Origin of the sequence: Nonomuraea sp. NPDC003709 (assembly GCF_040610775.1) — a bacterium.
Lineage (GTDB): Bacteria > Actinomycetota > Actinomycetes > Streptosporangiales > Streptosporangiaceae > Nonomuraea > Nonomuraea angiospora_A.
Window position 1 is genome coordinate 1 of the sequence record NZ_JBEXMW010000061.1, and the last position, 25,362, is coordinate 25,362.

General features: G+C 71.6%; 23 protein-coding genes. 9 read left to right on the forward strand and 14 right to left on the reverse strand.

Going from position 1 to position 25,362, the window contains the following annotated elements:
* Window positions 1-234 (forward strand): hypothetical protein (locus ABZX61_RS64975; RefSeq protein WP_355213016.1); only part of this gene is annotated, 234 nt, incomplete at its 5' end.
* A gap of 49 nt (window positions 235-283) precedes the next feature.
* Here ABZX61_RS64975 and ABZX61_RS64980 read toward each other — a convergent pair.
* The 3 genes from ABZX61_RS64980 to ABZX61_RS64990 all read right to left on the reverse strand — a co-directional run bounded on the left by ABZX61_RS64980 (window position 284) and on the right by ABZX61_RS64990 (window position 4,035).
* Window positions 284-3,127, reverse strand: a complete 2,844-nt coding sequence (locus ABZX61_RS64980) for a SpoIIE family protein phosphatase (RefSeq protein ID WP_355213018.1) — start codon at window positions 3,125-3,127, stop codon at window positions 284-286.
* 108 nt (window positions 3,128-3,235) lie between these two features.
* The gene (locus tag ABZX61_RS64985) at window positions 3,236-3,898 is read right to left on the reverse strand and encodes a DsbA family oxidoreductase (protein ID WP_355213020.1); all 663 of its coding nucleotides are present in this window, start codon (window positions 3,896-3,898) and stop codon (window positions 3,236-3,238) included.
* Window positions 3,895-4,035: a hypothetical protein gene (locus tag ABZX61_RS64990; protein WP_350742972.1), complete on the reverse strand. Its 141-nt coding sequence runs from the start codon at window positions 4,033-4,035 to the stop codon at window positions 3,895-3,897. The genes ABZX61_RS64985 and ABZX61_RS64990 overlap by 4 nt, the downstream gene beginning before the upstream one ends.
* Before the next feature lie 123 nt (window positions 4,036-4,158).
* Here ABZX61_RS64990 and ABZX61_RS64995 point away from each other — a divergent pair, with 123 nt between their 5' ends.
* Window positions 4,159-4,557 carry a helix-turn-helix domain-containing protein gene (locus ABZX61_RS64995; protein ID WP_350742974.1) on the forward strand — a complete coding sequence of 133 codons (399 nt, stop codon included), beginning with the start codon at window positions 4,159-4,161 and terminating at the stop codon, window positions 4,555-4,557.
* Between the two features lie 10 nt (window positions 4,558-4,567).
* Here ABZX61_RS64995 and ABZX61_RS65000 read toward each other — a convergent pair whose 3' ends face one another.
* Genes ABZX61_RS65000 through rfbB form a run of 6 tightly spaced genes read right to left on the reverse strand, consistent with a single transcriptional unit; the run spans window position 4,568 to window position 11,101 of the window.
* Window positions 4,568-5,227 carry a 4'-phosphopantetheinyl transferase superfamily protein gene (locus tag ABZX61_RS65000; RefSeq protein WP_355213022.1) on the reverse strand — a complete coding sequence of 220 codons (660 nt, stop codon included), beginning with the start codon at window positions 5,225-5,227 and terminating at the stop codon, window positions 4,568-4,570.
* Complete coding sequence (locus tag ABZX61_RS65005; RefSeq protein ID WP_355213023.1) at window positions 5,224-6,051, reverse strand: metallophosphoesterase; 828 nt, start codon at window positions 6,049-6,051, stop codon at window positions 5,224-5,226. The genes ABZX61_RS65000 and ABZX61_RS65005 overlap by 4 nt, the downstream gene beginning before the upstream one ends.
* Window positions 6,048-6,788: an alpha/beta fold hydrolase gene (locus ABZX61_RS65010; protein WP_355213025.1), complete on the reverse strand. Its 741-nt coding sequence runs from the start codon at window positions 6,786-6,788 to the stop codon at window positions 6,048-6,050. Before ABZX61_RS65010 ends, ABZX61_RS65005 begins: the two co-directional genes overlap by 4 nt.
* Before the next feature lie 39 nt (window positions 6,789-6,827).
* Window positions 6,828-7,718 (reverse strand): glucose-1-phosphate thymidylyltransferase RfbA, encoded by an 891-nt coding sequence (rfbA, locus tag ABZX61_RS65015; protein WP_350742982.1) that lies wholly within the window; start codon window positions 7,716-7,718, stop codon window positions 6,828-6,830.
* Between the two features lie 39 nt (window positions 7,719-7,757).
* Window positions 7,758-10,100, reverse strand: a complete 2,343-nt coding sequence (locus ABZX61_RS65020; protein WP_355213026.1) for a penicillin acylase family protein — start codon at window positions 10,098-10,100, stop codon at window positions 7,758-7,760.
* Window positions 10,101-10,117: 17 nt separating this feature from the next.
* The gene (rfbB, locus tag ABZX61_RS65025; RefSeq protein ID WP_350742986.1) at window positions 10,118-11,101 is read right to left on the reverse strand and encodes a dTDP-glucose 4,6-dehydratase; all 984 of its coding nucleotides are present in this window, start codon (window positions 11,099-11,101) and stop codon (window positions 10,118-10,120) included.
* A 406-nt stretch (window positions 11,102-11,507) separates the two neighbouring features.
* Here rfbB and ABZX61_RS65030 point away from each other — a divergent pair, with 406 nt between their 5' ends.
* The 6 genes from ABZX61_RS65030 to ABZX61_RS65055 are packed head-to-tail and all read left to right on the forward strand — an operon-like array spanning window position 11,508 to window position 17,574.
* Window positions 11,508-12,929, forward strand: a complete 1,422-nt coding sequence (locus ABZX61_RS65030; RefSeq protein ID WP_355213043.1) for a carboxyl transferase domain-containing protein — start codon at window positions 11,508-11,510, stop codon at window positions 12,927-12,929.
* Between the two features lie 38 nt (window positions 12,930-12,967).
* On the forward strand, window positions 12,968-13,987 hold the full coding sequence (locus ABZX61_RS65035) for a ketoacyl-ACP synthase III (protein ID WP_355213028.1): 1,020 nt from the start codon (window positions 12,968-12,970) through the stop codon (window positions 13,985-13,987).
* Window positions 13,987-14,847: a 3-hydroxybutyryl-CoA dehydrogenase gene (locus ABZX61_RS65040; RefSeq protein ID WP_355213030.1), complete on the forward strand. Its 861-nt coding sequence runs from the start codon at window positions 13,987-13,989 to the stop codon at window positions 14,845-14,847. Before ABZX61_RS65035 ends, ABZX61_RS65040 begins: the two co-directional genes overlap by 1 nt.
* Window positions 14,848-14,880: 33 nt before the next feature.
* Entirely contained in the window at window positions 14,881-15,489 is a 609-nt protein-coding gene (gene rfbC, locus ABZX61_RS65045) for a dTDP-4-dehydrorhamnose 3,5-epimerase (RefSeq protein ID WP_355213032.1), read from the forward strand.
* 31 nt (window positions 15,490-15,520) lie between these two features.
* Window positions 15,521-16,633: a DegT/DnrJ/EryC1/StrS family aminotransferase gene (locus ABZX61_RS65050; RefSeq protein ID WP_355213034.1), complete on the forward strand. Its 1,113-nt coding sequence runs from the start codon at window positions 15,521-15,523 to the stop codon at window positions 16,631-16,633.
* Window positions 16,630-17,574, forward strand: a complete 945-nt coding sequence (locus ABZX61_RS65055; protein WP_355213035.1) for an acyltransferase domain-containing protein — start codon at window positions 16,630-16,632, stop codon at window positions 17,572-17,574. The genes ABZX61_RS65050 and ABZX61_RS65055 overlap by 4 nt, the downstream gene beginning before the upstream one ends.
* A gap of 60 nt (window positions 17,575-17,634) precedes the next feature.
* On the opposite strand, the gene ABZX61_RS65060 is transcribed toward ABZX61_RS65055, so the two are convergent.
* Window positions 17,635-17,883, reverse strand: a complete 249-nt coding sequence (locus ABZX61_RS65060) for an acyl carrier protein (RefSeq protein WP_350742997.1) — start codon at window positions 17,881-17,883, stop codon at window positions 17,635-17,637.
* A 140-nt stretch (window positions 17,884-18,023) separates the two neighbouring features.
* On the opposite strand from ABZX61_RS65060, the gene ABZX61_RS65065 reads away from it, so the two are divergent.
* Entirely contained in the window at window positions 18,024-19,535 is a 1,512-nt protein-coding gene (locus ABZX61_RS65065) for an AMP-binding protein (RefSeq protein WP_350742999.1), read from the forward strand.
* Between the two features lie 25 nt (window positions 19,536-19,560).
* On the opposite strand, the gene ABZX61_RS65070 is transcribed toward ABZX61_RS65065, so the two are convergent.
* The 4 genes from ABZX61_RS65070 to ABZX61_RS65085 form a co-directional block, all read right to left on the reverse strand.
* Complete coding sequence (locus ABZX61_RS65070) at window positions 19,561-20,562, reverse strand: alpha/beta hydrolase (RefSeq protein WP_355213037.1); 1,002 nt, start codon at window positions 20,560-20,562, stop codon at window positions 19,561-19,563.
* A 64-nt stretch (window positions 20,563-20,626) separates the two neighbouring features.
* The gene (locus ABZX61_RS65075; RefSeq protein WP_350743003.1) at window positions 20,627-21,388 is read right to left on the reverse strand and encodes an SDR family NAD(P)-dependent oxidoreductase; all 762 of its coding nucleotides are present in this window, start codon (window positions 21,386-21,388) and stop codon (window positions 20,627-20,629) included.
* Window positions 21,389-21,405: 17 nt separating this feature from the next.
* The gene (gene ccrA, locus ABZX61_RS65080) at window positions 21,406-22,752 is read right to left on the reverse strand and encodes a crotonyl-CoA carboxylase/reductase (RefSeq protein WP_355213039.1); all 1,347 of its coding nucleotides are present in this window, start codon (window positions 22,750-22,752) and stop codon (window positions 21,406-21,408) included.
* A 70-nt stretch (window positions 22,753-22,822) separates the two neighbouring features.
* Window positions 22,823-25,362: SDR family NAD(P)-dependent oxidoreductase (locus tag ABZX61_RS65085; protein WP_355213041.1), on the reverse strand; the 2,540-nt coding region annotated here is incomplete at its 5' end.

Genomic DNA, 25,362 nt, shown 5'->3' on the forward strand with positions numbered 1-25,362 from the left:
GTGAAGGTCTACGAGGCCATCGTCAAGGGCGAGAACATTCCCGAGCCGGGCATTCCGGAGTCCTTCAAGGTCCTCATCAAGGAAATGCAGTCGCTCTGCCTCAACGTCGAGGTGCTCTCCAGCGACGGCACATCCATCGAGATGCGCGACACGGACGAGGACGTCTTCCGCGCGGCGGAAGAGCTCGGCATCGACCTGTCCCGGCGTGAGCCGAGCAGCGTCGAGGAGATCTGAGCCCGCCCCCAGAGAGATCCGGCGCCTCCGGAGGGAGGCGCCGGACGGCTCAGGTCGCGTCCGGCGCTGGGAGCGCCTGCTCGGCCCAGATGCACTTGCCGTCGGCGGTGAAGCGGGTTCCCCAGCGTTGCGAGAGGGCCGCGACGAGCTGGAGGCCGCGCCCGCCCTCGTCGGTCTCGCTGGCGCGGCGGATCCTCGGGGTGGTCTGGCTGCCGTCGGCGACCTCGCACATGAGCGTACGGCTGCGCAGCAACCGCAGCCGGATCGGGCCCCTGGCGTGCCGGATGACGTTGCCGACCAGCTCGCTGGCCACGAGTTCGGTGGTCGCGACGAGGTCGTCCAGATGCCAGCGGGCGAGCTGGTCGCGTACGTGCTCGCGGGCCTCGCCGGCCGCGATCGGGTTGTCGGGAAGGGCCCAGGAGGCGACGTCCTCGGCCGGGAGCCGGTGGGTGCGGGCGATGAGCAGGGCGGCGTCGTCGGGGATCTGCTTGCGGGTCGGCAGCATGGCCTCGATGACGGACTCGCAGAGCCGGTCGAGGTCGCTGTCCGAGAGGCCGCCGCGCAGGCCGCTCAGGAGGCGGGTGAGCTCGGCCAGGCCGCTCTCGATGTCGCGGGTGGAGGACTCGATCAGCCCGTCGGTGTAGAACACGAGCAGGCTGTCCTCCGGCACGCGCAGCTCGTGCATGCTGAGGGGCGGCGCGGCTGCGCCGAGGGGCGGATCGGGCGTCACGTCGAGGACGCGGACCGTGCCGTCGGGGTGGACCAGGGCGGGCGGCGGATGACCGGCGCTGACCAGGGCGCACTCGCCGCTCGTCGGGTCGTACACCGCGTACAGGCAGGTGACGTAGAAGTCGTCGCCGAGGTCGCTGACGAGGTCGTTGAGGTGGGCGAGCAGCTCTCCCGGCGGCAGTTCGAGGTCCGCGAGCGTGCGTACGGCGGTGCGCAGGCGCCCCATGGTGACGGCCTCGGTCAGGCCGTGGCCCATGACGTCGCCGATGACGAGGGCGACCCGGTCCGCGGACAGCGGGATGATGTCGTACCAGTCGCCGCCGACCGCCACGGTGCCGCCGGGCAGATAGCGGGCAGCGGCGGTGAGGCCGGGCAGGGACGGCAGCGCGCGGGGGAGCAGGTGGCGCTGCAGCTCCTGGGCGCGGGTGTGCTCCAGGTCGTACATGCGGGCCCGGGCCAGGGCCTGGGCGATCAGCCCGCTGAGCGCGGTGAGCAGGGTGCGCTCCTCGCTGGTGAACTGGTGGGGCCGGTCGAAGGAGATCACGCAGTAGCCCATCGGCTGGTCGGGCACGCGCAGCGGGAGGATGGCCCAGCTGTCCATGCGCGAACCGGCCCTACGGTCGCCGCCGCCGGCACCCGGCGGCCGCTGCTCGGCCGTCGACGTGATGAAGATCGGCACGTGGGACCGGAGCACGTCCGCGTAGGCGGAGGGGACGAGGGCCGCCCGGTTCTGGAACTCGCCGAGGAGGTCGGTGGGGGCGCCGATGGACTCGACCAGATGGAGGTGATCGCCCTCCCGGGTCAGGACCGCCAGCCCCGCGGCCCCGAACGGCGGCAGCACCTGCTCGGCGATGACCTGCATGACGTCGCGGAGCGTCACCGCGTCGCCGAGGGTGCGGGTCAGCTCCTGGATCCGCGCGGCCCGCTCGGCGGAGGCCTGTTCGGCGGCCTCGCGCTGCTCGTCCTGGATCCGCTTGTCGGTGACGTCGGCGAGGTAGAGCGTCAGCCCGTCCGGTACCGGCACCAGGCGTACGTGGTACCACCGGTCGTCGGTCGGCCAGCGCATGTCGAAGCTGGCGGGCACGCGTTCGGCGGCGGCCTGGCGGCACATCGCCTGCAGCTCCGGCGTGTGGGCCGAGGTCAGCTCCCACAGCACCCGGCCGTTCAGGTCGCCGGCCCCGAGGAGCCGCTCGGCGACGAGGTTGACGAACATGATCCGCCCGTCGCGGTCCACGGCGAGGAAGGCGTCGCTCATGTCGCGCAGCGCGCGGCCGGCCGACTCGCGGGCCACGCGGCTCTCGGTGGTGTCCCAGACCGTCCCGACCATGCGGACCGGCTCGCCCTGCTCGTCCAGCACCAGGCGGCCCCGGGCGTGCATCCAGCCCGTGGTCCCGTCCGGGCGGCAGGCGCGGTACTCGACCTCGTAGATGGCCCGGGTGCGGATGGCCTCCTCGGTCGCGGCCATCACCCTGGGCAGGTCCTTCGGGTGGACGATGTTCGACCAGGTGTCGATGTGGTGCGGCCCGCTCGCGGGGTCGATGCCCAGCATGATCAGCGCCGGCTCGTCCCAGTAGAGCTCTCCGGTGCGGATGTTCCAGTCCCAGGACCCGATCTTGACGGCCTTCAGCGCCTTGCGCAGGCCGGAGTCGGCCGAGCGCTCCGGCCACCACGAGCCCTTCGTACCCGAGTCGGCGCCGGTCCTGGCCAGCCGCTTGGCCAGCCAACCGGCCAGCGACCCGAGGAACTCCCGCTGGTCGCCGGTCGGCTCGGCGGCTCCGTCACAGAGCACGGACAGCACGCCGAACGGCGGGCCCGGGCCGCGCAGCGGGACGGCCGCCACCGTCACGGGCCTTGCCCCGTCCAGGTCGGAACGCGAGACGGGGTGGCAGGCGGGCGTCCCGTCACGCAGGACCCGCACGATCACGTCCCGGGTCCCGCCCCACGCCTCTTGGACCGCCGGGGGCAGCCCGGACGCGCACACCAGCCGCGGCTCCCGGCTGCCGACGGGCCCGGCCCAGTGGATCATGCCGCCGAGCGCGTGCAGGTCGGCGACCGCCTGATCAAGGGCGTACTCCAGCACCTCGATGTCGCTCAGACCGGCGCACGCCGAGGTGAGCACGCGAAGGCGTTCGTCCCCCGAAGCCGCGACGGGGGACCTGTTCACCGCCATCCTCTCGCCCCCCAGCAGTCACGAGAGAAGTAGGCCACCAGCCCGATGCCGGACGCTTCTTCCACAGGGTAACGAAACGGCCGCCAAGGGCGGGCAAAGCGGTCAGCGCGCCGCCGCGCCGGCGGCGGAGTACGCCTGCTGGAGGGCGGACAGGAACAGGTCGGCCGGCTGGGCGCCCGACACGCCCCAGGTGTCGTTGAGCACGAAGAACGGCACGCCGCCGGCGCCGAGCCGGCGCGCCTCGCGGACGTCCGCGGCCACCTCGCCGGCGTACGCGTCGCCGCCGACGACCCGCCGCACCTCCTCGTCGGGGAGCCCGACCTCGGTGCCCAGGCGTACCAGGGTGTCGGGGTCGTCGACCGTCTCGCCCTCGATCAGGTGCGCGCGCAGCAGCCGCTCGTGCATCGGGCCGTCCAGGCCGTGCTCGGCGGCGAGCTGGCCGAGCCGGTGCGCGTCCAGGGTGTTCACCGAGACCGCCCGGTCGAAGTCGTAGGTCAGGCCCTCGACGGCGGCCAGCTCGGTGACCTGGCCGGTCATCTGCCGTACCTGGGCCGCCGACCCGCCGATCTTCTTGGCCAGCATGTCGTACACCGGTTCGCGGACGCCCTTGGGGTGCGACGGATCGAGCTGGAAGCTGTGCCAGCGCACCTGGACCTGGTCGGCGTGCTCGAACCGGCCGATGGCCGTCTCCAGACGGCGCTTGCCGATGTAGCACCACGGGCAGACGACGTCGGACCACACGTCGATCCGTACCTGCGCGCTCACAGGTAGCACACCCCGTCCGTGCACACCGGCGCGGCATCCGTGCCGACGGGGATCAGCGTCGGGAGCCCGGCCGGCTGAGGGTCGGACTGGTCGGTGCCGTCGACCGGCGCCGGCGTCTCGAAGGGGGAGACAGACATGGTCACTTCCTAATAGTTACTTCTTGTATGCAACCTAAGGATAGGTAACCCTAGAGGTAACCGGGAAGAAGGTACATTCATGTCAGTTACGCACACGCGTGTGCCTGGGAAGGAGGCGCTCCGGTGTCAGGCCCGTACCTGAACGTTCCCGTGCCCGTCCCCGCCGACGGTGACTGCCCCATCCGCGAGGTCCTCGACATCGTGGCCGACAAGTGGAGCGTGCTGATCGTCGTGCTGCTCGGGCAGCGGATCCACCGCTTCAGCGAGCTGCACCGCTCGATCGAGGGCATCAGCCAGCGCATGCTCACCCTCACCCTGCGCACCCTCGTACGCGACGGCCTCGTGGCCCGGACCGCCTACGCGACGGTGCCGCCGCGCGTCGAGTACGAGCTGACCGAGCTCGGCCGCACCCTGCTCGACCCGCTGACCGCGCTCGACGCCTGGGCCCGCGAGCACCGCGACGACATCGTGGCCGCCCGCCGGCACCATGACGCCCCGGAGGCGGAGGCCGCCCGGGGGTGAACCCGGGGCCTCAAACCCGGCCGTACAGCTCCGCCGGGCGTACGGTGATGGCCGTCACGAGCAGGCCGTCGGCGGCGAGCCAGCGGCCGACGAAGCCGGTCAGCTCCCGCCCCAGCACCCGGGGGCCGGGGACGAGGAAGCGGGCCGTGAAGGTCCCCGTACGGGTGAGGGTGATGTGGGCCTGGTCGAAGCCCAGCCAGCGCCGCGTCAGCGGGAACCACGCCTTGTAGACCGCCTCCTTGGCGCAGAACAGCAGCCGGTCCCAGTGGACGCCGGGGCCGAGCCGGGCCAGGGCGGCGAGTTCCCGGTCGAGGGCGATGGCCGGCAGGACGCCGTCGGGGAGCGGTTCGTGGGGCTCGGCGTCGATGCCGACGGTCAGCGCGTCCAGGGAGACCGCGGCCGCCCGGTATCCGGCGCAGTGCGTGATCGCCCCGGCCACCCCCGGCGGCCAGCCGGGAGCGCCGCGCTCGCCGGGCAGGATCGGCGCCGCGGGCAGCCCGAGCCGGTCCAGGGCGCGGCGGGCACAGTGGCGGGCCGTGGTGAACTCGCGGCGCCGCTTGTCCACCGCGCGCGCGATGACGGCCTCCTCCTCGGGGAAGAGGGTCGCGTCCGGCGGGTCCCCGAACGCCTCCTCGGCGGCCACCCACGGCGGCAGGATCTTCTCGATCATGGCACGGGCAGGATCTGGCGGAGCCGGCCGGGCGGGGTGGGGCGGGGCCGCCACTCACGCGGGTAGCCCAGGGAGACCTCCTCGAAGCGGACGCCGTCGTGCCAGGTGGTGCGGGGGATGTGGAGATGGCCGTAGACGGCCGCGCAGGCGTTGAAGCGCAGGTGCCAGTCGGCGGTGCGCTCGGTGCCGCACCAGATCGCGAACTCCGGATGCCGCAGGACCAGAGTCGGCTCCCTGACCAGCGGATAGTGGTTGACCAGCACCGTCGGGACGCCCGGCGGGAGCTCGGCCAGGCGGCGTTCGGTCTCGGCGACCCTGGCGGCACACCAGGCGTCCCGGGAGCCGTGGGGGTCCGGGTGGAGGAGGAACTCGTCCGTGCAGACCACGTCCTTGGCGTACGCGAGGGCGAGGGCTTCTTCCTTCGTCTCGGCGTCGGGGGTGCGGAAGGTGTAGTCGTACAGGACGAACAGCGGGACGATCACGGCGGGGCCGCCGGGGCCCGTCCAGGTGGGATACGGGTCCTCCGGCGTGACCACGCCCAGGCTGCGGCAGACCTTCACCAGGTGCTGGTAGCGCTCCTCCCCGCGCAGCTGGACCGGGTCGGAGGGATGCGTCCACATCTCGTGGTTGCCCGGCACCCACACGACCTTCGCGAAGCGGCGGCTGAGCAGGGTCAGGGCCCATTCGAGGCCGGCGACCTCCTCCGACACGTCCCCGGCGACCAGCAGCCAGTCCGAGGGGTCGCCGGGGTGGAGTCCTTCGAGGATGCGCCTGTTCTCCGCGTATCCGATGTGCAGATCGCTGATGGCCAGCAGCGCGGTCATGCGCGGATCGTCTCCAGGGACTTGAGGATCGTCTCGGCCACGGCGGCGTTGTGGTCGCGGACGAAGAAGTGCCCGCCGGACAGGACGTGCAGCTCGAAGCCGCCGCTGGTGTGCGCCTCCCACGCCTGCGCCTCGGCCAGGCTCGTCAGGGGATCGGCGTCGCCGGTCAGCGCGACGATCGGGCAGCCCACCGGCGCCCCTCCCGCGAACCGGTAGGTCTCGATCGCCCGGTAGTCGGCGCGGATCGTGGCCAGCACCATCGCCCGCAGCTCGGCGTCGTCCAGCACCGCCGCCTCGCTGCCGTTCAGCGCCTTCAGGTGCGCCACCAGCTCGTGGTCGTCGAGCAGGTGCAGCATGTCATGGCGGACCCGGCTGGGCGCGCGCCGCCCCGACACGAACAACGCCGTAGGCCCGTGGTCGCCGAGGGCCAGGGCGGTCTCGAACGCGACGAGCGCCCCCATGCTGTGCCCGAAGAACGCCCGCGGCCGGCCGTCCCCGGGGCCCAGGACGTCGGCGATGCGGCCGGCCAGCAGCCGCAGGTCGTTGACGGGCGGCTCGTGGCGGCGCTCCTGCCTGCCGGGGTACTGGACGGCGATCAGCTCGGCGGCGGGCGCCAGCGCCGCCGCCAGGGGGTGGTAGAAGCCGGCCGAGCCTCCGGCGTGCGGGAAGCAGATCACCTGCGCGTCGCTGTGCGGCGACGGATGGGAGCGGTGCAGCCAGGGATTGGTCCTCGTCACGGCGTCTCTCCTTACGATCGGGGACCTCAGATCGGGGACTCAGTTCGGGGACGGGGAGTCGCGGAACTCGGCGGCGACGGAACGGACATAGCGACCATAGCTGGACGCGGAGAGCTCGCTGCCCAGCCGGTCGCAGGCCTCGGCGTCGATGAAGCCCATTCGGAGCGCGATCTCCTCCACGCAGGCGATGCGCACCCCCTGCCGCTGCTCCAGCACCTGGACGTACTGGCTGGCCTGGAGGATGGACTCCGGGGTCCCGGCGTCCAGCCAGGCGAACCCGCGCCCGAGGTCGACGAGCCGGGCCTTGCCACGCGCCAGATAGGTACGGTTCACGTCGGTGATCTCCAGCTCGCCCCGGGCGGACGGCTGCAGGTTCTTGGCGATGTCCACCACGTCGTTGTCATAGAGGTACAGGCCGACGATCGCCCGGTTGGACCGGGGATTGATGGGTTTCTCCTCGATGGAGATGAGCCGGCCGTCGGCGTCGGTCTCGCCGATCCCGTAGCGTTCGGGGTCGCTCACCGGATAGCCGAACAACACGCAGCCGTCCACGTCGGACGTGCTCTGCTGGAGGATGTCGAAGAACGAGTGGCCGTGGAAGATGTTGTCACCGAGCACGAGGGCCACCGAGTCGTCGCCGATGTGGTCGGCCCCGATGATGAAGGCGTCCGCCAGGCCGACCGGCTGTGACTGCTCCGCGTAAGTGATGTCGAGCCCCAGATGCGACCCGTCGCGCAGCAGGCGGGTCAGCTGGGGCAGGTCCGTGGGGGTCGAGATGATCAGGATGTCGGTGATGTTCGCCAGCATGAGCGCCGACAGCGGGTAATAGATCATCGGCTTGTCGTTCACCGGGAGAAGCTGCTTCGAGACGGCCAGGGTGAGCGGGTAGAGCCGGGTTCCGTGACCGCCCGCCAGAATGATGCCCTTCATGTCTGATTCCTTCGATGAAAACTCGTAAACGGAAATCAATCAGTGGGGGGTGAGTGTGATCCTGCTCGCGGCGTGCCGTTCCACCTGCGCGCGGCTGTAGAGAAGCGGGAAATACTCGCCCGACCTCCAGCGCTCCGCGAGATCCCGGTAGTGCGGGCTGCGCGGGTCGCCGGACTGGCCGGGCGCGTTCACGGCGCGGGAGTTGTCCCATCGGCCGACGTCCAGCACCATCTTGAACGAGGCCCCCGACGACTGCTGGAAGGTGGCCGGGCTGTAGGAGGACGCGTCCACCGTGTACGCCGACCCGCCCCGGGGGAAGGGACCCACGTCCGCCCCGACGGGGCTCGTGAACGCGGTGTACTGCAGCGCCCCCCACCTCCACGTGCCCGGGTCGGCGCCGAGCCGCCCGGCGACCTCGCGGTAGGCGGCGGCCAGCGACGTGTCCAGCAGCTCGTCCCGCGCGGCCTTCCCGCCGGAGCCGAACCAGCGGTCCGGGTTCTCCAGCGCGTCGACCAGCAGGCGGGCGTCGACGAAGGGGATGGAGTCCGCCACCTCCGGCGGCAGCACGGCGCGGCGGAAGGCCGGCCCGAGATGGCGCGAGAACCACGGCTCGAACAGCGCCGCCTCCGGCGAGTCCGCGTCCGCGACCCCGTCATAGGAGCGGAGCAGCCGCAGCGCCCGCGTGGTGTCCGGGTCCGTGCTCGTCAGGCCGTCGAGCAGGCGCACGATTCGCCGCGCGGGCGTGGACACCTTGTCGGCCTGCAGCCGGATGGAGTCCTCGACCGTGCCGCGCGGGCTCGCCGCGAGCACCTCGTCGATCCGCTGCCTGCGGTAGGGCGGGTCCCACTCGAACCCGATCTCGTCGGGGTGGTCCGCGGGGAGGTTGAACTCGTTCGCGGAGGCGACGAACCCCTGCCGCGGATTGTAGGAGCGCGGCAGGCGGGCGCCGTCGAGGAAGCCGTCCCACTCGTAGCGGCCGTCGCCCGGGACGGGCAGCAGGCCGTCGTAGCCGTCGCGCTTGGGGGTGAGGGCGCCGGGCACCCAGCCGATGTTGCCCGAGACGTCGGCGTACACCTGGTTCTCGGGAGGGCCGCCCCAGGTGCGCATGGCCGCCGAGAACTCCGTGAAGTCGCGGGCCCCCATGTACGTCATGCTGCCGAAGTAGGGGGACGTGCCGGGCTCCAGCCAGGTGGTGCGCACGGCGTACGCGAGGTTGCGCTGCCGGTCGATCTTGATCACCGGGCCGTGCCGGGTGAAGGGGAGCTCCACGTCCACCGGCGCCGCGCCCGCGACCGGCACCCGCTCGGCCGTCGTCCTGAAGCGCTCCCAGCCGCCGCCGTACCGGTACCTGCCCGGGTCGGCGGGGTCGAGCTCGTAGACGTAGAGGTCCTCCTGGTCGGCGCCGAAGATGGTCAGGCCGAACGCGACGGTGCCGTTGTGCCCCATCGAGATCCCGGGGAGCGCGGGCTCACCGGCCCCGATGACGTCGAGCCCGGGGGCCGACAGATGGGCCATGTAGCGCAGCGAAGGCGCGGTCAGCGACCGGTGCGGGTCGCCGGCCAGGATGGGCCGGCCCGTGGCGGTGCGGCCCGGCGAGATCGCCCAGCTGTTGCTGCCACCGGGGTCCGCGGGGGAGGCGGGGGCCTGGCGTAACTTGCCGTTCTCGAAGACCACGCCCCGCGTGGCCAGCTCGTACGTCCGCAGCACGTCCATGGGCACGGAGCAGGGGTCGAGTCCCTTGGGCACGGCGGCGGCGCGCTCGGGCTCCAGCCGCCACAGCGCCGCCGAGGCCTTGGTTCCGCCCGCGCAGACGACAAGCGAGCGCAGCACCTCGCTGTAGACGTTCTTGGCGATGCCATGGCTCCTGATCCGCACCACGTCCTCCGGCCGCCACAACGCGGGCGGGTACCCGAGCTGCCGGAACTCGGGCGGCAGCTGCTCCGGGTTCTGCCCGAGCCGGCGCACGTAGGCGTTGATGCCCTCGGTGAAGCGGGTCGCGGCCCGTTGCGCCCCCGGGCCGTAGCTCGCCCACTCCCGGTCCATGTCACCGCGGTAGAGGAACATCCGCGCGGCCTTGTCCTGCTCCACGTAGGCGGGGCCGAGGACCGAGGAGAGCTCTCCCAGGCCGCGCCGCCGCCAGAGGTCGATCTGGAACAGCCGGTCCCTGGCGGCGTTGAAGCCCTGCGCGAGGAAGAGGTCGTCGGTGTTCCGGGCGTAGATGTGCGGCACGCCCCACCGGTCCACGATCAGCTCGACCGGCTGCTTGAGGCCGGGGACCCGCAGGGTCTCCACGTCCTGCGGGCGGGCGGCGGCGGGCAGCGTCGTCAGGGCCAGGACGAGCCCGGCGGTCAGCGCCGTTCCGGCGCGCAGGCGTCTTCGCATGGCACAGCACCTCTCGTTCAACGCGGCTCATATGCTTTGAGGGGCTTCCACCAGTCGCGGTGCTCCAGATACCAGCGCACCGTCTCCGCCAGTCCCTCGGTGAACGGGACGCGCGGCGCGTAGCCCAGCTCCTTCTGGATCTTGCTGATGTCCACGGAGTAGCGGAAGTCGTGGCCCTTGCGGTCCGCCACCGGCCGGACCATGGACCAGTCCATGCCCATGATGTCCAGCACGCGCCTGGTCAGCGTCAGGTTGCTCAGCTCGGTACCGCCGCCGATGTTGTAGACCTCCCCGGCGCGTCCCGACTCCGCGACCAGCGCGATGCCGTCGCAGTGGTCGTCCACGTGCAGCCAGTCCCGCACGTTCGCGCCGTCGCCGTAAAGAGGCACCGGCAGCCCGTCCGCCAGGTTGGTGACGAACAGCGGGATGACCTTCTCGGGGAACTGGTAGGGGCCGTAGTTGTTGGAGCAGCGGGTCACGCACACGTCCAGCCCGTGCGTCCGGTGGTAGGCCAGGGCGAGCAGGTCGGAGGAGGCCTTCGACGCCGAGTACGGGGAGTTCGGGCCGAGGGGGTCGTCCTCCGAGAACGAGCCCTCCGGGGTGGAGCCGTAGACCTCGTCCGTGGAGACGTGCACGAACCTGCCGACCCCGGCCTCCAGCGCGCACTGCAGCAGCGCGTGGGTGCCGAGCACGTTGGTCCGGACGAACTCCGCCGACCCCTCGATGGAGCGGTCGACATGCGACTCGGCGGCGAAATGGACGACCAGGTCCACCTTCTCCATCGCGTCCCGCACGAGTGCCACGCCGGCGATGTCCCCGTGGACGAACCGGAGCCGGGGGTCGTCGAGCACCTCCGCCAGATTCTCCAGGTTCCCCGCGTACGTCAGCTTGTCGAGCACCACGACCTCGGCCTCGGCCAGCGCCGGATAGTGCCCCTGGAACACCCTGTTGACGAAGTTCGACCCGATGAAACCGGCGCCACCCGTCACAAGAATGCGCATCCTCAGTCCTCTTCGTAGGCCCTGTCCGGTCCGCCCGGCGGCGACTTCCATGACAGGACGCGCGCGGCGGCATCGGCCAGTGAATTCCGGATATTTAGGGGGGACCGGCACCGGAAAAAGCTCTTCGGTCCCGTCCCGCCGTACATTTAGGGGCTGTTTAGGGGCTGACGGGACGGCACCCGGCCGTGCCTGCCGAAACCCGGTAGGGGTGGGGATAAGGGTTGGTGTGGGAGGGGTGCCCATGTAGCGTTCTTGCTGATGAGACCGGCCGAATTCAGCGCCGTCTCGGAAATTCCCGGAAGATCGGTCGCACCCGTGCCCACGGCTTGTGAGAGGTGGCGAACGTGCGAGAAAAGACCTCCTTTTCGGAATCAAATCTTTTTGAGGGCGGACGACGTTGCTGACTATCAGCCCCACCGGCTCCCCTGCCGTTCAGGAGGAGCGCGAGCGCGATTTTCGTGAACCTGCCGTACGCCTGGCCCGGCTGCTGGACGCCGGCTCCGTCGTGCCGCTGCACGACAAGGACGCCAGCGGCGTGACCGCCGTGCGAGGGCGCGTCGCGGGAAGGGACGTGATCGCCTACTGCACCGACGCCCTCAAGATGGGCGGCGCGATGGGCGCGGAGGGCTGCCGCTGGGTCGTGGAGGCCATCGACGCGGCGGTGCTCGAAGGCGTTCCCGTGATCGGCCTGTGGCACTCCGGCGGGGCCAGGCTGGCCGACGGCGTCGAGTCGATGGACGGCGTCGGAAAAGTGTTCCGCGCGATGACGCGGGCCTCCGGCCGGGTGCCCCAGATCTCGGTCGTCCTCGGACCGGCTGCCGGAGCCGCCGCCTACGGGCCCGCGCTGACGGACGTCGTGATCATGTCGTCCGCCGCCCGCATGTTCGTGACCGGCCCCGACGTCGTACGCACCGTCACGGGCGAGCAGGTCGACATGGAGTCGCTCGGCGGCCCCGGCGCCCACGGCCGCAAGTCGGGCGTGGCGCACGTGGTCGTCGAGAACGAGGCGGAGGCGTACCAGACGGCACGGCGCTTCACCGAGCTCTTCAACGGCCCGCGCTCCTTCGACCCGGACCTGGTGAAGGACGGCGACGACCTCGCGGCGCTGCTGCCGGAGAACCCGCGCCGCGCCTACGACGTGCGCCCCCTGGTCCGCGAGCTCCTCGACGACGGCGTGTTCGAGGAGCTGCAGCCGCGCTGGGCGGCCAACGTCGTCATCGGCCTCGGCCGGCTCGCCGGCGGGACCGTCGGCGTCATCGCCAACAACCCCCTGCGCAAGGGCGGCTGCCTGGACTCGCTCAGCGCCGAGAAGGCCTCGCGGTTCGTCCGCATGTGCGACGCGTTCGGCATCCCGCTGGTCGTGCTCGTGGACGTGCCCGGCTACCTGCCCGGCGTCGGCCAGGAGTGGGACGGCGTGATCCGGCGCGGCGCCAAGCTCCTGCACGCGTTCGCCGAGGCCGTCGTACCCAGGGTCACCCTCGTCACGCGCAAGTCGTACGGCGGCGCGTACATCGCGATGAACTCGCGCTGCCTCGGGGCGACGGCGGTCTTCGCCTGGCCCCAGGCCGAGGTCGCGGTGATGAGCGCGGAGGCCGCCGTGGGCGTCCTGCACCGCAAGCGGCTGGCCGCCGCCCCCGACGAGGACCGCGAGGCGCTGCGGCTGAGCCTCGTCGAGGAGCAGATCCGTACGGCCGGCGGCGTGGGACGAGCCCTCGCACTGGGCGTCGTGGACGAGGTGGTCGAGCCCGAGCACACCCGGCGGAGGATCGCCGAGGCCCTGGCCGCGACGCCGGCGAGGCGCGGCGACCACGGCAACATCCCCCTCTGACCGCGCCCGGTGGTATTGATGGGAAAGGCGTACTGGCAGTGGCCAAGCAATTCACGGGAATCCTGGGAACCGGTTCCTACCTGCCCAAGGAAGAGGTCGCCAACGAGGAGGTGGCGGCCAAGGCCGGCGTGACCGCGGAATGGATCCAGCGCAAGACCCAGATCTCCGCCCGCCGCCATGCCGCTCCCGACGAGGCCACCTCCGACCTCGCCGTCCGGGCTGCCAGGAACGCGCTGAGCCAGGCCGGCGTCGACATCGGCCGGATCGGCTACATCATCGTGTCCACCTCGACCGGCGACTCGCCCCAGCCGCCGACCTCGTACCTGGTCCAGGACGCGCTCGGCGGGCGCGGCGCCGCCTGCTTCGACATCAACGTCGTCTGCAGCGGCTTCGTGTACGCGCTGGCACTGGCCGACAGCCTCGTCGCGCTCCGCCCCGACACCTACGCGCTGGTGGTGGCCGCGGACGTGTACTCGCGCATCCTCGACGCCACCGACCGCCGTACGGCCGTGCTCTTCGGGGACGGCGCCGGCGCGGCCGTCGTCGGCCCGGTGCCGGAACGCTCCGGGATCATCGGCTTCGACCTGACCAGCGACGGCGCGGCCAGCCAGCTCATCAGGGTCGACGCCGGAGGCAGCAGGCTTCCCGCCTCCCACGAGACGGTCGAGGCCGGCGACCACTACTTCCGCATGGACGGTCGCGGGGTCAGGAACTACGTGATGGAGCACGTTCCGCCCATCCTGGAGGGCCTGGTGAGCCGCGCCGGGTTCCGGCCGCAGGAGGTCGACGTCTTCGTGCCGCACCAGGCGAACGGGGTCATGGTCACCGAGCTGGTCGAACGCGTCGGCCTCACCGGCGCGCGCACCGCCCGGACGCTGGAGCGGTACGGAAACGTGGGCAGCGCCTCGGTCCCCGTGGCGCTCGACGAGGCGAACCGGTCGGGCCTCATCAAGGACGGCGATCTCGTCCTGCTCGCCGGGTTCGGCGGCGGCATGTCCATCGGGGCGTGCCTTCTTCACTGGTCGGCGCCGACGGTGCCGGTGTCACAGGAGGCGTGATGAGCGAGATGCGCAAGGTCGGCATCGTCGGGTGCGGCGTCATGGGCTCGGGCATCGCGGAGGCGTGCGCCCGCGCCGGGCTCGACGTGATCGTCGCCGTGTCCACGGAGGCGTCCCTCGCGCCCGCGCGGCGGCGCGTGACCGCGTGGCTCGACCGGGGCCTGCGCAGGGCCACGATCACCGAGGCCGAGCGGGACACGGCGCTGGCCCGCGTCTCCTTCGTCACGGACCTCGCCGAGCTCGGCGACCGGCAGATCGTCTTCGAGGCCGTCCCCGAGAGCGAGTCGATCAAGCTCGACGTACTGGGCGCGCTGGACAAGATCCTGGACGACCAGGACGCGATCCTCGCGTCGAACACCTCCTCCATCCCGATCATCCGGCTGGCGCGGGCCACCAGCCGGCCCGCCCAGGTGATCGGGGTGCACTTCTTCAACCCGATGCCCGCGCTCCCGCTGGTGGAGCTCATCGGGTCGCTGCTGACGGCGGACGAGACGTACGCGCGGGCGGAGTCGTTCGTCGCCGGGACGCTCGGCAAGCAGGTGATCAGGTCGCAGGACCGCGCCGGTTTCGTGGTCAACGCGCTGCTCATCCCGTTCCTGCTGTCGGCCGTGCGGATGGTGGAGAGCGGGTTCGCCCGCGCCGACGTCGTCGACCAGGGCATGGTGCTGGGCTGCTCCCACCCGATGGGCCCGCTGAAGCTGGCCGACCTGATCGGCCTGGACACGGTGGCCTCGATCGCGGAGGCCCTCTACGAGGAGTTCAAGGAGCCGCTCTACACGCCCCCGCCGCTCCTGCTGCGCATGGTCGAGGGCGGCCTCCTGGGAAAGAAGACCGGCCGCGGATTCTACGAATACGCGTAGCGGCCGGCGGACACCACAGAAAGGTTTTCGGACATGCAGATCCGCCAGCTCAGGGTGGACGGCGCGTTCTTGATCCAGCCCAAGGTCTTCCACGACGACAGGGGCCTGTTCCTCGAGGCCTTCAGCCAGCCGGAGTTCCGGAAGGCGGTGGGCCACGAGCTCTCGGTCGCCCAGGTCAACTGCTCGGTGTCGCGGCGCGGGACCATCCGCGGCCTGCACGCCACCGCGCTGCCGGGCCAGGCCCGCTACATGACCTGCCCGCAGGGCGCCATCATCGACATCCTGGTCGACATCAGGGTCGGCTCGCCCACCTACGGCGAGCACGTCGCGGTCGAGCTGAGCGCGGAGAACCGCAACGCCCTCTACCTGGCCGAAGGGCTCGCCCACGGGTTCGCGCCGCTGACGGACCAGGCCACGGTCGTGTACCTGTGCTCCAGCACGTGGTCCCCCGGCACGTCGATCCAGATCGACCCCCTGGACCCGGAGCTGGACCTGCCCTGGCCGGCCAAGCGCGACCTGCTGTCGGAGAAGGACCTCGCCGCCCCGTCCCTGCGCGAGGCCGAGAAGCTCGGGCTGCTGCCGGACTACTCCGCCTGCCGCGCCCGCTACGCCGAACTCGAGGACCCCGCCCTCGTCGGCTGACGACGGGCGAGACAGGCAAGGAGCACAGCCAATGATCCCGTTGTTCAAGGTGCCGATGTCCGACGAGGCGCCGGCCGCCGTCGCCGAGGTGGTCGGCAGCGGCCAGATCGGCCAGGGAGCCAAGGTCGTCGAGTTCGAGGCGGCGCTCGCCGCCAGGATCGGCAACCCCAGGGTGGCCACCGTCAACAGCGCCACCGCCGGGCTCCAGCTCGCGCTGCGCCTGGTCGCCGGCGACGACGACGGCCAGGGCGAGGTGCTGTCCACGCCGCTGACCATGGAGGCCACCAACTGGGCGATCCTGGCCAACCGGCTGCGGATCAAGTGGGTGGACGTCGACCCGGCCACCCTCAACGTCGACCTCGACGACCTGGCCAGGAAGATCACACCCAGGACCCGCGCCATCATGGTCGTGCACTTCGCCGGATACCCGGTGGACCTCGACCGGCTGGCCGAGATCCTCGACGACGCCGAGGCCGCGTTCGGCTCCCGGATCACCGTGATCGAGGACTGCGCGCACGCCTGGGGCGCCACCTACCGCGGCGCGCCGATCGGCACCCACGGCAACATCTCCGTCTTCAGCTTCCAGGCCATCAAGCACCTCACCACCGGCGACGGCGGCGCGCTCGCGCTGCCGACCGACGAGCTGCACGAGCGGGCCAGGCTGCTGCGCTGGTTCGGCATCGACCGCGGCGCCGACCGGCTGCGCAACCCGCCCGACGTGCCCGAGTGGGGCTACAAGTTCCACATGACGGACATCAACGCCTCGATCGGGCTGGCCAACCTGGCCAAGGCGGACGAGGTGGTGGCCAGGCACCGCGACAACGCCGCCTTCTACGACCGGGAGCTGGCCGGCGTCCCGGGGCTGGAGCTGACCGAACGCTCCGGCGACCGCCAGTCCTCCTTCTGGATCTACCCGATGAAGGTGGACGACCGGGACGGGTTCCTCAAGCGCATGGACGCGGCCGGGATCATGGCCAGCAACGTGCACGAGCGCAACGACCTGCACACCTGCGTGCGCGAGTACGCCGCCTTGCTCCCCGGTCTGGAGCGGGTCGCCAAGCGCGTGGTGTGCGTACCGGTGGGCTGGTGGGTGACCGACGAGCAGCGCCGCCACATCGTGGACACCATCAAGGAGGGCTGGTGACCTCCGCCACCTCACCGCGGACCGCGATGGTCTTCCCCGGGATGGGCCCCGTCCAGTTCGCCGACGTCGCCGAGTTCATGCGGGGCGATCCCGCGGCGCGGCGGCTGATCGCCGCCGCCGACGACGTCCTCGGCTACTCGCTGGTGGATCGTTTCCAGGAGTCCCGGAACGACTACAGCGAGGCCGCCCAGGTGGCGTTCATGGTGAACTGCGTGGCCCTCGCGGACTGGGCCGAGCGGACCCTGGGCGTGGAGCCGGTCGTGTGCGTCGGCCCGAGCTTCGGCGGCAAGGCGGCCGCGGCGTACTCGGGCGCCCTGTCCTTCGAGGACGCCGTGCGGATGACGGCCGGGCTGGCCCGCTGCACCGACGACTACTTCGCCCACGAGCACCGGGACATCGTCACCCACTCCTTCGTGCGCACCCCGGAGCCCGGGCTGCGGGAGGTGCTGGCCGAGCTGGACGAGCGCGGCGAGTGGTACGACCTCTCCTGCTACATCGACCACGACTTCTACATGCTCTCCCTGGCGGAGCCGCAGGTGGAGTGGCTGCAGCGGCGGGTACGCGCCATCGGCGGGCTCCCGCTGTACACGATGCGCCCCCCGATGCACTCAGCGGCGTTCCAGGCGCTGCGGCGGCGGGCCGAGGAGGAGGTCCTCGACGGCCTCCGGTTCGCCGACCCGAGGCTGCCGGTGGTGGACGACCACGACGGCGCCCTGCTGACGACCGGGGACGGCGTGCGGACGATGCTGCTCGACGGCTTCGTACGGCCCCTGCGCTGGCCGGAGGTGGTGGCGGCGCTGCGGCGGCTGGAGGTTGCCCGGGTGTGCGTCTCCGGCCCGGACAGCCTGTTCGGCCGGGTGGCGGTCACCAGGGAGAACTTCGCGGTGACACCGGTGAACCCGAGACTGGCGATGATGCCCCGCCCGGCCCCGGTGGCCTAGCCCGACATGCGACGAGGCCACGGCTCACCGGGTGATGAGCGCGTGGCCTCGTCGCGGGCGTCAGCCGGCGGTCTCGGAAATCCCGGTCAAGGTGTTCCACAACACGGCGGGGGTCTGGAAGGTCTCCGGGGTCAGCGCGTCGTCCCGGAATCGCACCCCGTACGTGTCCTCCAGAGCGCCCAGCAATTGCACGATGCCGAGCGAGTCGAGGCCGAAGTCCAGCAGCGCGACGTCCTCCCGGAGTTTCTCGTCGGCCGGGAGAAAAGGCAGGTGCTGGCGCAGGATCTCCTCGAAACGGTTGTCCCACATGGCGCGCGGATTCCTTTCTCAATCGAATTATCTGGACTTGACGTTATAGCGCGGAAACGTCGATGTCCACGGATTCGACAAAAGAATTTGACAAACATATTCGGACCTGGTGACCGGAATAATTGTGCCCGGAGGAAACAATGACCGGAGAATGCAGCCCCGCCCTCTATGAATTCTTTCTGCGCGGTCTGGCGAAGTCGCCCGGCCGGGCGGCGTTCCGGGCCGGCGCGGACACCTTGACCTACGACCAGGTCTACCGGCTGGCCCTGCTGTGGGGCGGCGCGCTGCCGCGTACGTCACCCGCCGCCGTCGGGGTGCTGGCCGCCAAGGGGACCGTCTCCTACGTCGGGATCCTCGCCGGCCTCTTCGCCGGGGTGACCGTCGTGCCGCTGCAACCGGACTTCCCGGCCGCGCGCACCAGGCAGATGATCGAGGCGGCCGGGGTGTCGGCGCTCATCGTCGACGAACGCGGGCGGAAGATCGCCGAGGAGTTGCTGGGCGAGGGCGTGGACGTCGCCGTCCTCGCACCCGACACCGACCCGATCGACCCCGGGCTCGCCCTCCCGCGGCCCCGGCCGGTCGAGGCCGGCGACATCGCGTACGTGCTGTTCACCTCGGGCTCCACCGGGACGCCCAAGGGTGTGCCGATCACCCACGGCAACACCGCCCACTATTTCCGGTTCCTGGCCGGACGGTACGACTTCACCGGCGACGACGTCTTCTCCCAGACGTTCGACCTGACCTTCGACTGCGCCATGTTCGACCTGTTCTGCGCCTGGGGAGCCGGGGCGACGTCCGTGGCGGTGCCGCCGCACGCGTACCGGAACCTGCCGCGCTTCCTCGCCGAGCAGGGGATCACGGTGTGGTTCTCCACCCCCAGCGCGATCTCGATGGTGCGCAGGACGGGTGGTCTCGGCGGAGCCGCCATGCCGTTCCTGCGCTGGAGCTTCTTCGCCGGAGAGGCGCTGAAGGTCGCGGACGCCACCGACTGGCAGCGGGCCGCCCCCGCCTCCGTCCTGGAGAACCTGTACGGCCCGACCGAGCTGACCATCACCATCGTCGGCCACCGCTGGTCCCAGGAGACCTCACCCGGGCTGGGCGTCAACGGCCTGTCGCCGATCGGGTTCGTCAACGACGGCCACGACCACCTGCTGCTCGACGACGAGGGACGGCCGACCGGCACCGAGGGCGAGCTGTGGATCACCGGCCCGCAGACCACCCCCGGATACCTCGACCCCGAGCACGACCACGGCCGGTTCGTCGAGCGCGAGGGCCGCGTCTGGTACAACACCGGCGACCGGGTCCGGCGCGCGGCCAACGGCGAGCTCGTCTATCTCGGCCGGGGCGACGCCCAGGTCCAGGTGCAGGGCTGGCGCGTCGAGCTGGCCGAGATCGATCACGCCGTACGCGGCTGCGACGGCGTCGAGGACGCGGTGACGGTGAGCACCACGGCCGACGACGCCACCGCGCTCGTCGTCTTCTACACCGGAGCCCCCGCGCCGCCGGCCCGCTTCGCCGCCCAGCTCCGCAGGACGCTGCCGGCGGGCCTCATTCCCCGGCACTACCACCACCTGGACGAGCTGCCGCTGAACCCCAACCGCAAGGTCGACCGGGCCGGCCTGCGGGCCCGGGCCACGGAGCTGGTCGGCTGAGCCGGTTGGGTGAGCGGGGCGGGGCTCAGCGGCTCCGCATCCCGCGGCGCAGTGAGAAGATCATGTCCTCGCGCATCTTCTTCGTGATCTCGGCGTGCGCGATCACGGACGCGCCGTGGAAGGTCCCCGGATACAGCACGAGCTCCGTCGCGACCCCCGCCTGGACGAGCCGCTGGGCGTACTCGATGCCCTCGTCGCGCAGCGGGTCGAACTCGCACACCACCACCAGCGCCGGAGGCAGGCCGGTGAGGTCGCCGGCCCGCATGGGCGCGGCGTAGGGGGACACGTCCGGTCCGCCCGGAGCCGGGCCGTCCTTGAGGTAGTACCGCCACATGGCCTCGTTGTTGCGGCTGTTCCAGCTGGGGGTGTCGACGAAGTCCCGCATGGACCGCGTCGTCATCCGGTCGTCCAGCACCGGCACGTCCAGGAACTGGAAGCAGATCTCCGGGCCGCCGCGGTCGCGGGCCAGGAGGGAGACCGCCGCGGAGAGGTTCCCGCCGGCGCTGTCACCGCCGACCGCGATCCGCTCGGGGTCCACGCCGAGCTCCCCGGCCGCGGAGTGCAACCACGCCAGCGACGCGTACGTGTCCTCCAGCGCCCCGGGGAACGGGGTGTCGGGGGAGAGCCGGTAGTCGACCGACACCACGACGGCGCCGACCCGGTCGGCGATCTCCGTGCACCGGGCGTCGAACACCACTAAGTCGGAGGCCACGAATCCGCCTCCGTGCAGGTAGAGGAGCGCCGGCCGGGGCCGGTCCGCGGCGGGCAGCCGGTAGAGGCGTACCTTCACCGGGGGCGCGCCCTCGGGGCCGGGGATCTCGCGATCGCTGATGTCCACGGCCTGCTCGGGCGTGTAGTGCGGGAGCTTCTCGTGGAACGCCTGCTCTTCCTCCGGGGTGAGGGTGATCTCCCGGTTGACGACCTGGGAGAGTTCGACGTCGGGGATCATCGACGCCCATGGCGCGAGCTCTGAGTCGAGGTTGTAGCGCATGAGATCATCCTCCGCGCCGGGGCGGCGCCGGGTCATCCGCCGAATGGCCGCCGCCGGGCGGGTCCGCCCGGCCGAACGGCGGTGTTCATTCGGGCAGCGTCTATTGCGCGGTGGCGCCGCCGTCGATGGCCAGTGCCGCGCCGGTGATGAAGGCCGCGTCGTCGCTGAGGAGGAACGCGACGAGCGCGGCGATCTCCTCGGGATGCGCCGCCCGTCCCGAGGGGTTGGGCACCCGGGTCTCCAGCGGCCCGTCCAGCGGCGCTCCCAGCAGGTTGCGGAGCAGCGGGGTGTCGACGTTGCCGGTGACCAGCGCGTTCACCCGTACGCCCCGCTCGGCGTTCTCCAGGGCGACGGCCCTGGTCAGCCCGACCACACCGTGCTTGGCGGCCACGTACGGCGCCGCGCCGGGGATCCCGGCGCAGCCGTAGGTGGAGGCGTTGGTCACGATCGAGCCCCCGCCGGCGGCCAGGATCGCCGGGACCTGGTGCTTGAGGCCGTAGAAGACGCTGGTGAGGTTCTGCTCCAGGTCCGCCCGCCAGTGGGCCTCGTCCACGTCGGACACCAACCCGGTCCCGTTCACGCCGCCGACGTTGTTGAACGCCCCGTCCAGCCGGCCGAACTCCGTCACCGCCGAGCGCACCACCCGTTCGGCGTCGGCCTCCACCGTGACGTCGGCCGGGACGAACAGCGCCCGGCCGCCCTTCGCCTGGATGTCGGCCGCCACCTGCGCGCCGACGTCCTCGCGCCGGGCCGCGATCACCACGGCGCCGCCGTCGGCGGCGACCCGCTCCGCGACGGCCTTCCCGATGCCGGAAGTCCCTCCTGTGATCACGACGACCTTGGAAGCCAGGTCAGCAGCCACGTCTCATCCTCCGCAAGCTAGTTGTCCGACGGTTCGCGGAACCGGTTGATCTCGTCGATGTGGCGGGCGCGGAACTCGGGGTCGTCGACGCCGAGACCGGGCCGCGGCGCCAGGCACAGGACCCCGACCTTGCCGCTGTGGGCGTTCGCGTGGACGCGGCGGGTCGCCACCCCGACCTCGTCGAGGTCGTAGACGGCGGACAGGGTGGGGTGGACCGCCCCCTTGGCGATGAGGCGGTTGGCCTCCCAGGCCTCCCGGTAGTTCGCGAAGTGGGTGCCGACGATCCGCTTCAGCGCCATCCACAGGTAGCGGTTGTCGTACTGGTGCTGGTAGCCGGAGGTGGAGGCGCAGGTGACGATCGTGCCGCCGCGGCGGGCCACGTACACGCTCGCGCCCATGGTCTCCCGGCCCGGGTGCTCGAAGACCACGTCGGGGTCGTCGCCGCCGGTCAGCTCCCGGATCCGCGCCCCGAACCGCTTCCACTCCTTGGGGTCGGGGGTCTCCGGGTCCTTCCAGAACCGGAAGCCCTCGTCGGCCCGGTTGATCACCAGCTCCGCGCCCTGGGCCCGGACCAGCTCGGCCTTGTGGTCGCTGGAGACCACGCAGACCGGGATCCCCCCGGCGCGCAGGACGAGCTGGGTGGCGTACGAGCCGAGCCCGCCCGCGGCCCCCCAGATCAGCACCACGTCGCCGACCTTGATCTGGGCGCCGTTGCGCGAGATGAGCTGGCGGTAGGCCGTGGAGTGCACCAGGCCGGAGGACGCCGACTCCTCCCAGGTCAGGTGAGCGGGCTTGGGCATGAGCTGGTTCGCCTTGACCAGGCTGAGCTGCGCGAGCCCGCCGTAGTTGGTCTCGTACCCCCAGATGCGCTGGTCGGGGTCGAGCATGCTGTCGTCGTGGCCGTCGGCCGAGGAGAGCTCGACCGACAGGCAGTGCGCCACGACCTTGTCACCGGCCTGCCAGCGGTGGACGCCGGCGCCGGTCTTCAGCACGACGCCGGACATGTCCGAACCGAGCACGTGGAAGGGCTGGTCGTGGATCCCGGCCGACGGGACCGCCTTCGCGTAGCGCTTCAGGAAGCCGAACGTGTGCATCGGCTCGAAGATGGCGCTCCACACCGTGTTGTAGTTGATGCTGCTCGCCATCACCGCGACGAGCACCTCGCCCGGGCCGGGCTCCGGCGTGGGGACGTCGGACAGGGTCAGCGACTTCGCGGGATCGCGGTGCTCGGGCGGGATGCCGCCGAACATGTCCACGTCGTCGTGGAGCACGACCGCCGCCCGGTAGCTCTCCGGGATCGGGAGGTTCCCGATCTGCTCGGCGTCGTACTGCTCGGACAGGAGGACGTCTCTGATTTCCTTCATCGATTCTCCTTGGCGGGAGTTCGAGCGGGTGGGGGTCAAGGGCCGGCGACAGGACGCGCGGCCCGCCGGGTCAGGACGCGCCGAGTTGGTCGTCCAGCGCGGCGAAGAGCTCCTCGTCGGAAAGGTCGTCGAGGTCCCGGTCGGCCTCCTCCGCCGCGCCGTTCACCCCTTCGGCCGCGTGCAGGATGGCCCGGAAGCGGTCGCTGATCTGCGCCCGGTCCCCGGCGGACAGGGCCTGCTCCCGTAGCAGCCGCTCCATCTCGTCGAGCTGGGTGAAGATCGAGCCAGACGGCGTCTCCGGTGCGAGCCTGTCCTGGACGAACCGGGCGAGGGCGATCGGGGTGGGATAGTCGAAGACCAGGGTGGCCGGGAGCTTCAGGCCGGTGGCCCGGCCCAGGCGGTTGCGCAGCTCCACCGCGGTCAGTGAGTCGAACCCGAGCTCGTTGAACGCCCGGTCCGGTTGTACCGGGTCGTCCGAGGTGTGTCCCAGCACCGCCGCGGCCTCCGCGCGTACCAGGGACACCACCAGGCGCTCCCGCTTGGCCGGCGGCAGCTCCGCGAGCCGCGCCGCGAACGCCGTACCGTCGTCGTCGCCCCCGGTGGCCGCCGGCGCTTCGAGCGCCCGCGTGAACTCGGGAACGGCGCTCACCAGGGGACGCGGCCGCGCCAGCGCGAAGGCGGGCGCGAAGCGCTCCCAGTCGATGTCGGTCACCACCAGGTGGCCCCCGCCGCTGCCGACCAACTGGCCGATGGCCATCGCCGCGGCGTCGGGCGCCATCGGCCGCAGACCGCTCCTGCCCAGCTGCTCCCCGGCGTCCTCCATCATCCCGCCGCCGCCCCAACCGCCCCAGGCGATCGAGGAGCCCGTGAGCCCGCGGATCCGCCGGCGCTGCGCCAGCCCGTCGAGGAACGCGTTGGCGGCGGCGTAGGAGGACTGCCCGCTCGACCCCCACACGGCCGCGCCGGAGGAGAACATCACGAACGCCTCCAGCGGCCGGTCGCCCAGGACCTCGTCCAGGTTGATCGCCCCGATGACCTTGGACCGGGCGTAGCCGGCGAAGTCCTCCAGCGTGGTGTCGGCCACGAGCACGTCGTCGTGCCCGACACCGGCCGCGTGCATCACCGCCGTCAGGTCGGGGATCGACTCCAGCAGGTCCCGTACCGCCGCCCGGTCGGCGACGTCGCAGGCGGCCACCGTGACGGCGGCGCCCAGCTCGGTCAGCTCCGCCTCGAGCTCCGCGACGCCCTCGGCGCCGCGGCCGCGTCGGCTGACCAGCACCAGGTGGTCGGCGCCCTCCCGGGCGAGCCACCGCGCGACGTTCGCTCCGACCCCGCTGGTGCCGCCGGTGACGAGCACCGTTCCGTTCGGCTGCCAGCTCCGCGCCCGGTCCGCGCCGCCGTTCGGCGAGCGCACCATGCGGCGTGCCCGTACGACGCCCGAGCGGATCGCCACCTGGTCCTCGCCGCTCGTGCCCGCGAGCACCCCCTGGAGCAGCGCGATGTCGTCGGCTCCGGGGGCGGGGGGAAGGTCGACGATGCCGCCCCAGGTGTCCGGGTGGTCCACCGCGAGAACCGCGCCAAGCCCCCAGAGCGCAGTCTGGAACGGACTGACCCTCTCCACAGCCTCGCCTCCGCCGGCCCTGTCTCCACCGGCTCCCTCTTCGGTTGCGCTGTCTCCGCTGGCGCTGTCTCCGGTGGCGCCGTCTCCGGCCGCTCCGTCTCTGGCTGCTCCGTCTCCGGTGGCCTCGTCCAGAGCGACCGCGCCGGACGTGGTCAGCCACAGGGGCGCGCTCACCTCCGCATCGGCCAGCGCCTGCACCAACGTGACGGTCGCCGCGGCGCCTCGGGACAGCGTCGGGTGCTCCTCGTGCGGCTCGTCGTCGAGCGGCAGGAGACAGAGCACACCGGTCAGTCCAGGCCGGGCCTGCGCACGTATGGCTTCAGCGAGCGCGGCGCGGTCCTCACCACCGACCACCAGCGGATAAACCCGGGCAGCCCGCGCGGACAAATCGTCCAGGACGTCCCGGACGATCCGCGGATCGCCGCCCGCGGCGGGCACTGCCACCAGCCACGCCGTACCGGTGATCCCCGCCGCGCTCGGCGCGCTCACCCCGCGCCACACCAGCTTGTAACGCCAGTCGTCGAGCACGGACCGCTTGCGCTCCGCGTCCCGCAGGGACGACAGGGCGGGAAGCACGGTCCTCAGGGCGTCCGCGTCCACCTTCAACCGGGTGGCCAGCGCCTCCGTCTCCTCCGACTCCAGCGCCTTCCAGAAACCGTCGTCCCGGGGGCCGTCCGACCCGTGCCCGTGGGACGACGGCTCCAGCCAGTAGTGGTGGTGTTGGAAGGGGTAGGTGGGCAGGTCGGTGGTGGTGGCGTGGGGGATGAGGGTGGTCCAGTTGGGGGTGGTGTTGGTGTTGTGGGTGTGGGTGGTGGCGAGTGCGGTGAGGAGGGTGTGGGTTTCGGGGTGGTTTTTGCGGAGGGTGGGGGTGAAGTGGCTGTTGGTGGTGGTGTGGGTGGTGGGGAGGTTGTGGGGGGCGATGGCGGTGAGGGTGGTGTCGGGTCCGATTTCGAGGTAGGTGGTGACGCCGGTGTGGTGGAGGTGGGTGA

Bases quoted from the DNA above. Each gene is read 5' to 3' on its own strand.
- ABZX61_RS64990 (WP_350742972.1), bottom strand. From the start codon at position 4,035: ATGTCTGTCTCCCCCTTCGAGACGCCGGCGCCGGTCGACGGCACCGAC.
- ABZX61_RS65000 (WP_355213022.1), bottom strand. From the start codon at position 5,227: ATGATCGAGAAGATCCTGCCGCCGTGGGTGGCCGCCGAGGAGGCGTTC.
- ABZX61_RS65005 (WP_355213023.1), bottom strand. From the start codon at position 6,051: ATGACCGCGCTGCTGGCCATCAGCGATCTGCACATCGGATACGCGGAG.
- rfbA (WP_350742982.1), bottom strand. From the start codon at position 7,718: ATGAAGGGCATCATTCTGGCGGGCGGTCACGGAACCCGGCTCTACCCG.
- ABZX61_RS65020 (WP_355213026.1), bottom strand. From the start codon at position 10,100: ATGCGAAGACGCCTGCGCGCCGGAACGGCGCTGACCGCCGGGCTCGTC.
- rfbB (WP_350742986.1), bottom strand. From the start codon at position 11,101: ATGCGCATTCTTGTGACGGGTGGCGCCGGTTTCATCGGGTCGAACTTC.
- ABZX61_RS65040 (WP_355213030.1), top strand. From the start codon at position 13,987: ATGAGCGAGATGCGCAAGGTCGGCATCGTCGGGTGCGGCGTCATGGGC.
- rfbC (WP_355213032.1), top strand. From the start codon at position 14,881: ATGCAGATCCGCCAGCTCAGGGTGGACGGCGCGTTCTTGATCCAGCCC.
- ABZX61_RS65050 (WP_355213034.1), top strand. From the start codon at position 15,521: ATGATCCCGTTGTTCAAGGTGCCGATGTCCGACGAGGCGCCGGCCGCC.
- ABZX61_RS65060 (WP_350742997.1), bottom strand. From the start codon at position 17,883: ATGTGGGACAACCGTTTCGAGGAGATCCTGCGCCAGCACCTGCCTTTT.
- ABZX61_RS65065 (WP_350742999.1), top strand. From the start codon at position 18,024: ATGACCGGAGAATGCAGCCCCGCCCTCTATGAATTCTTTCTGCGCGGT.
- ABZX61_RS65070 (WP_355213037.1), bottom strand. From the start codon at position 20,562: ATGACCCGGCGCCGCCCCGGCGCGGAGGATGATCTCATGCGCTACAAC.
- ccrA (WP_355213039.1), bottom strand. From the start codon at position 22,752: ATGAAGGAAATCAGAGACGTCCTCCTGTCCGAGCAGTACGACGCCGAG.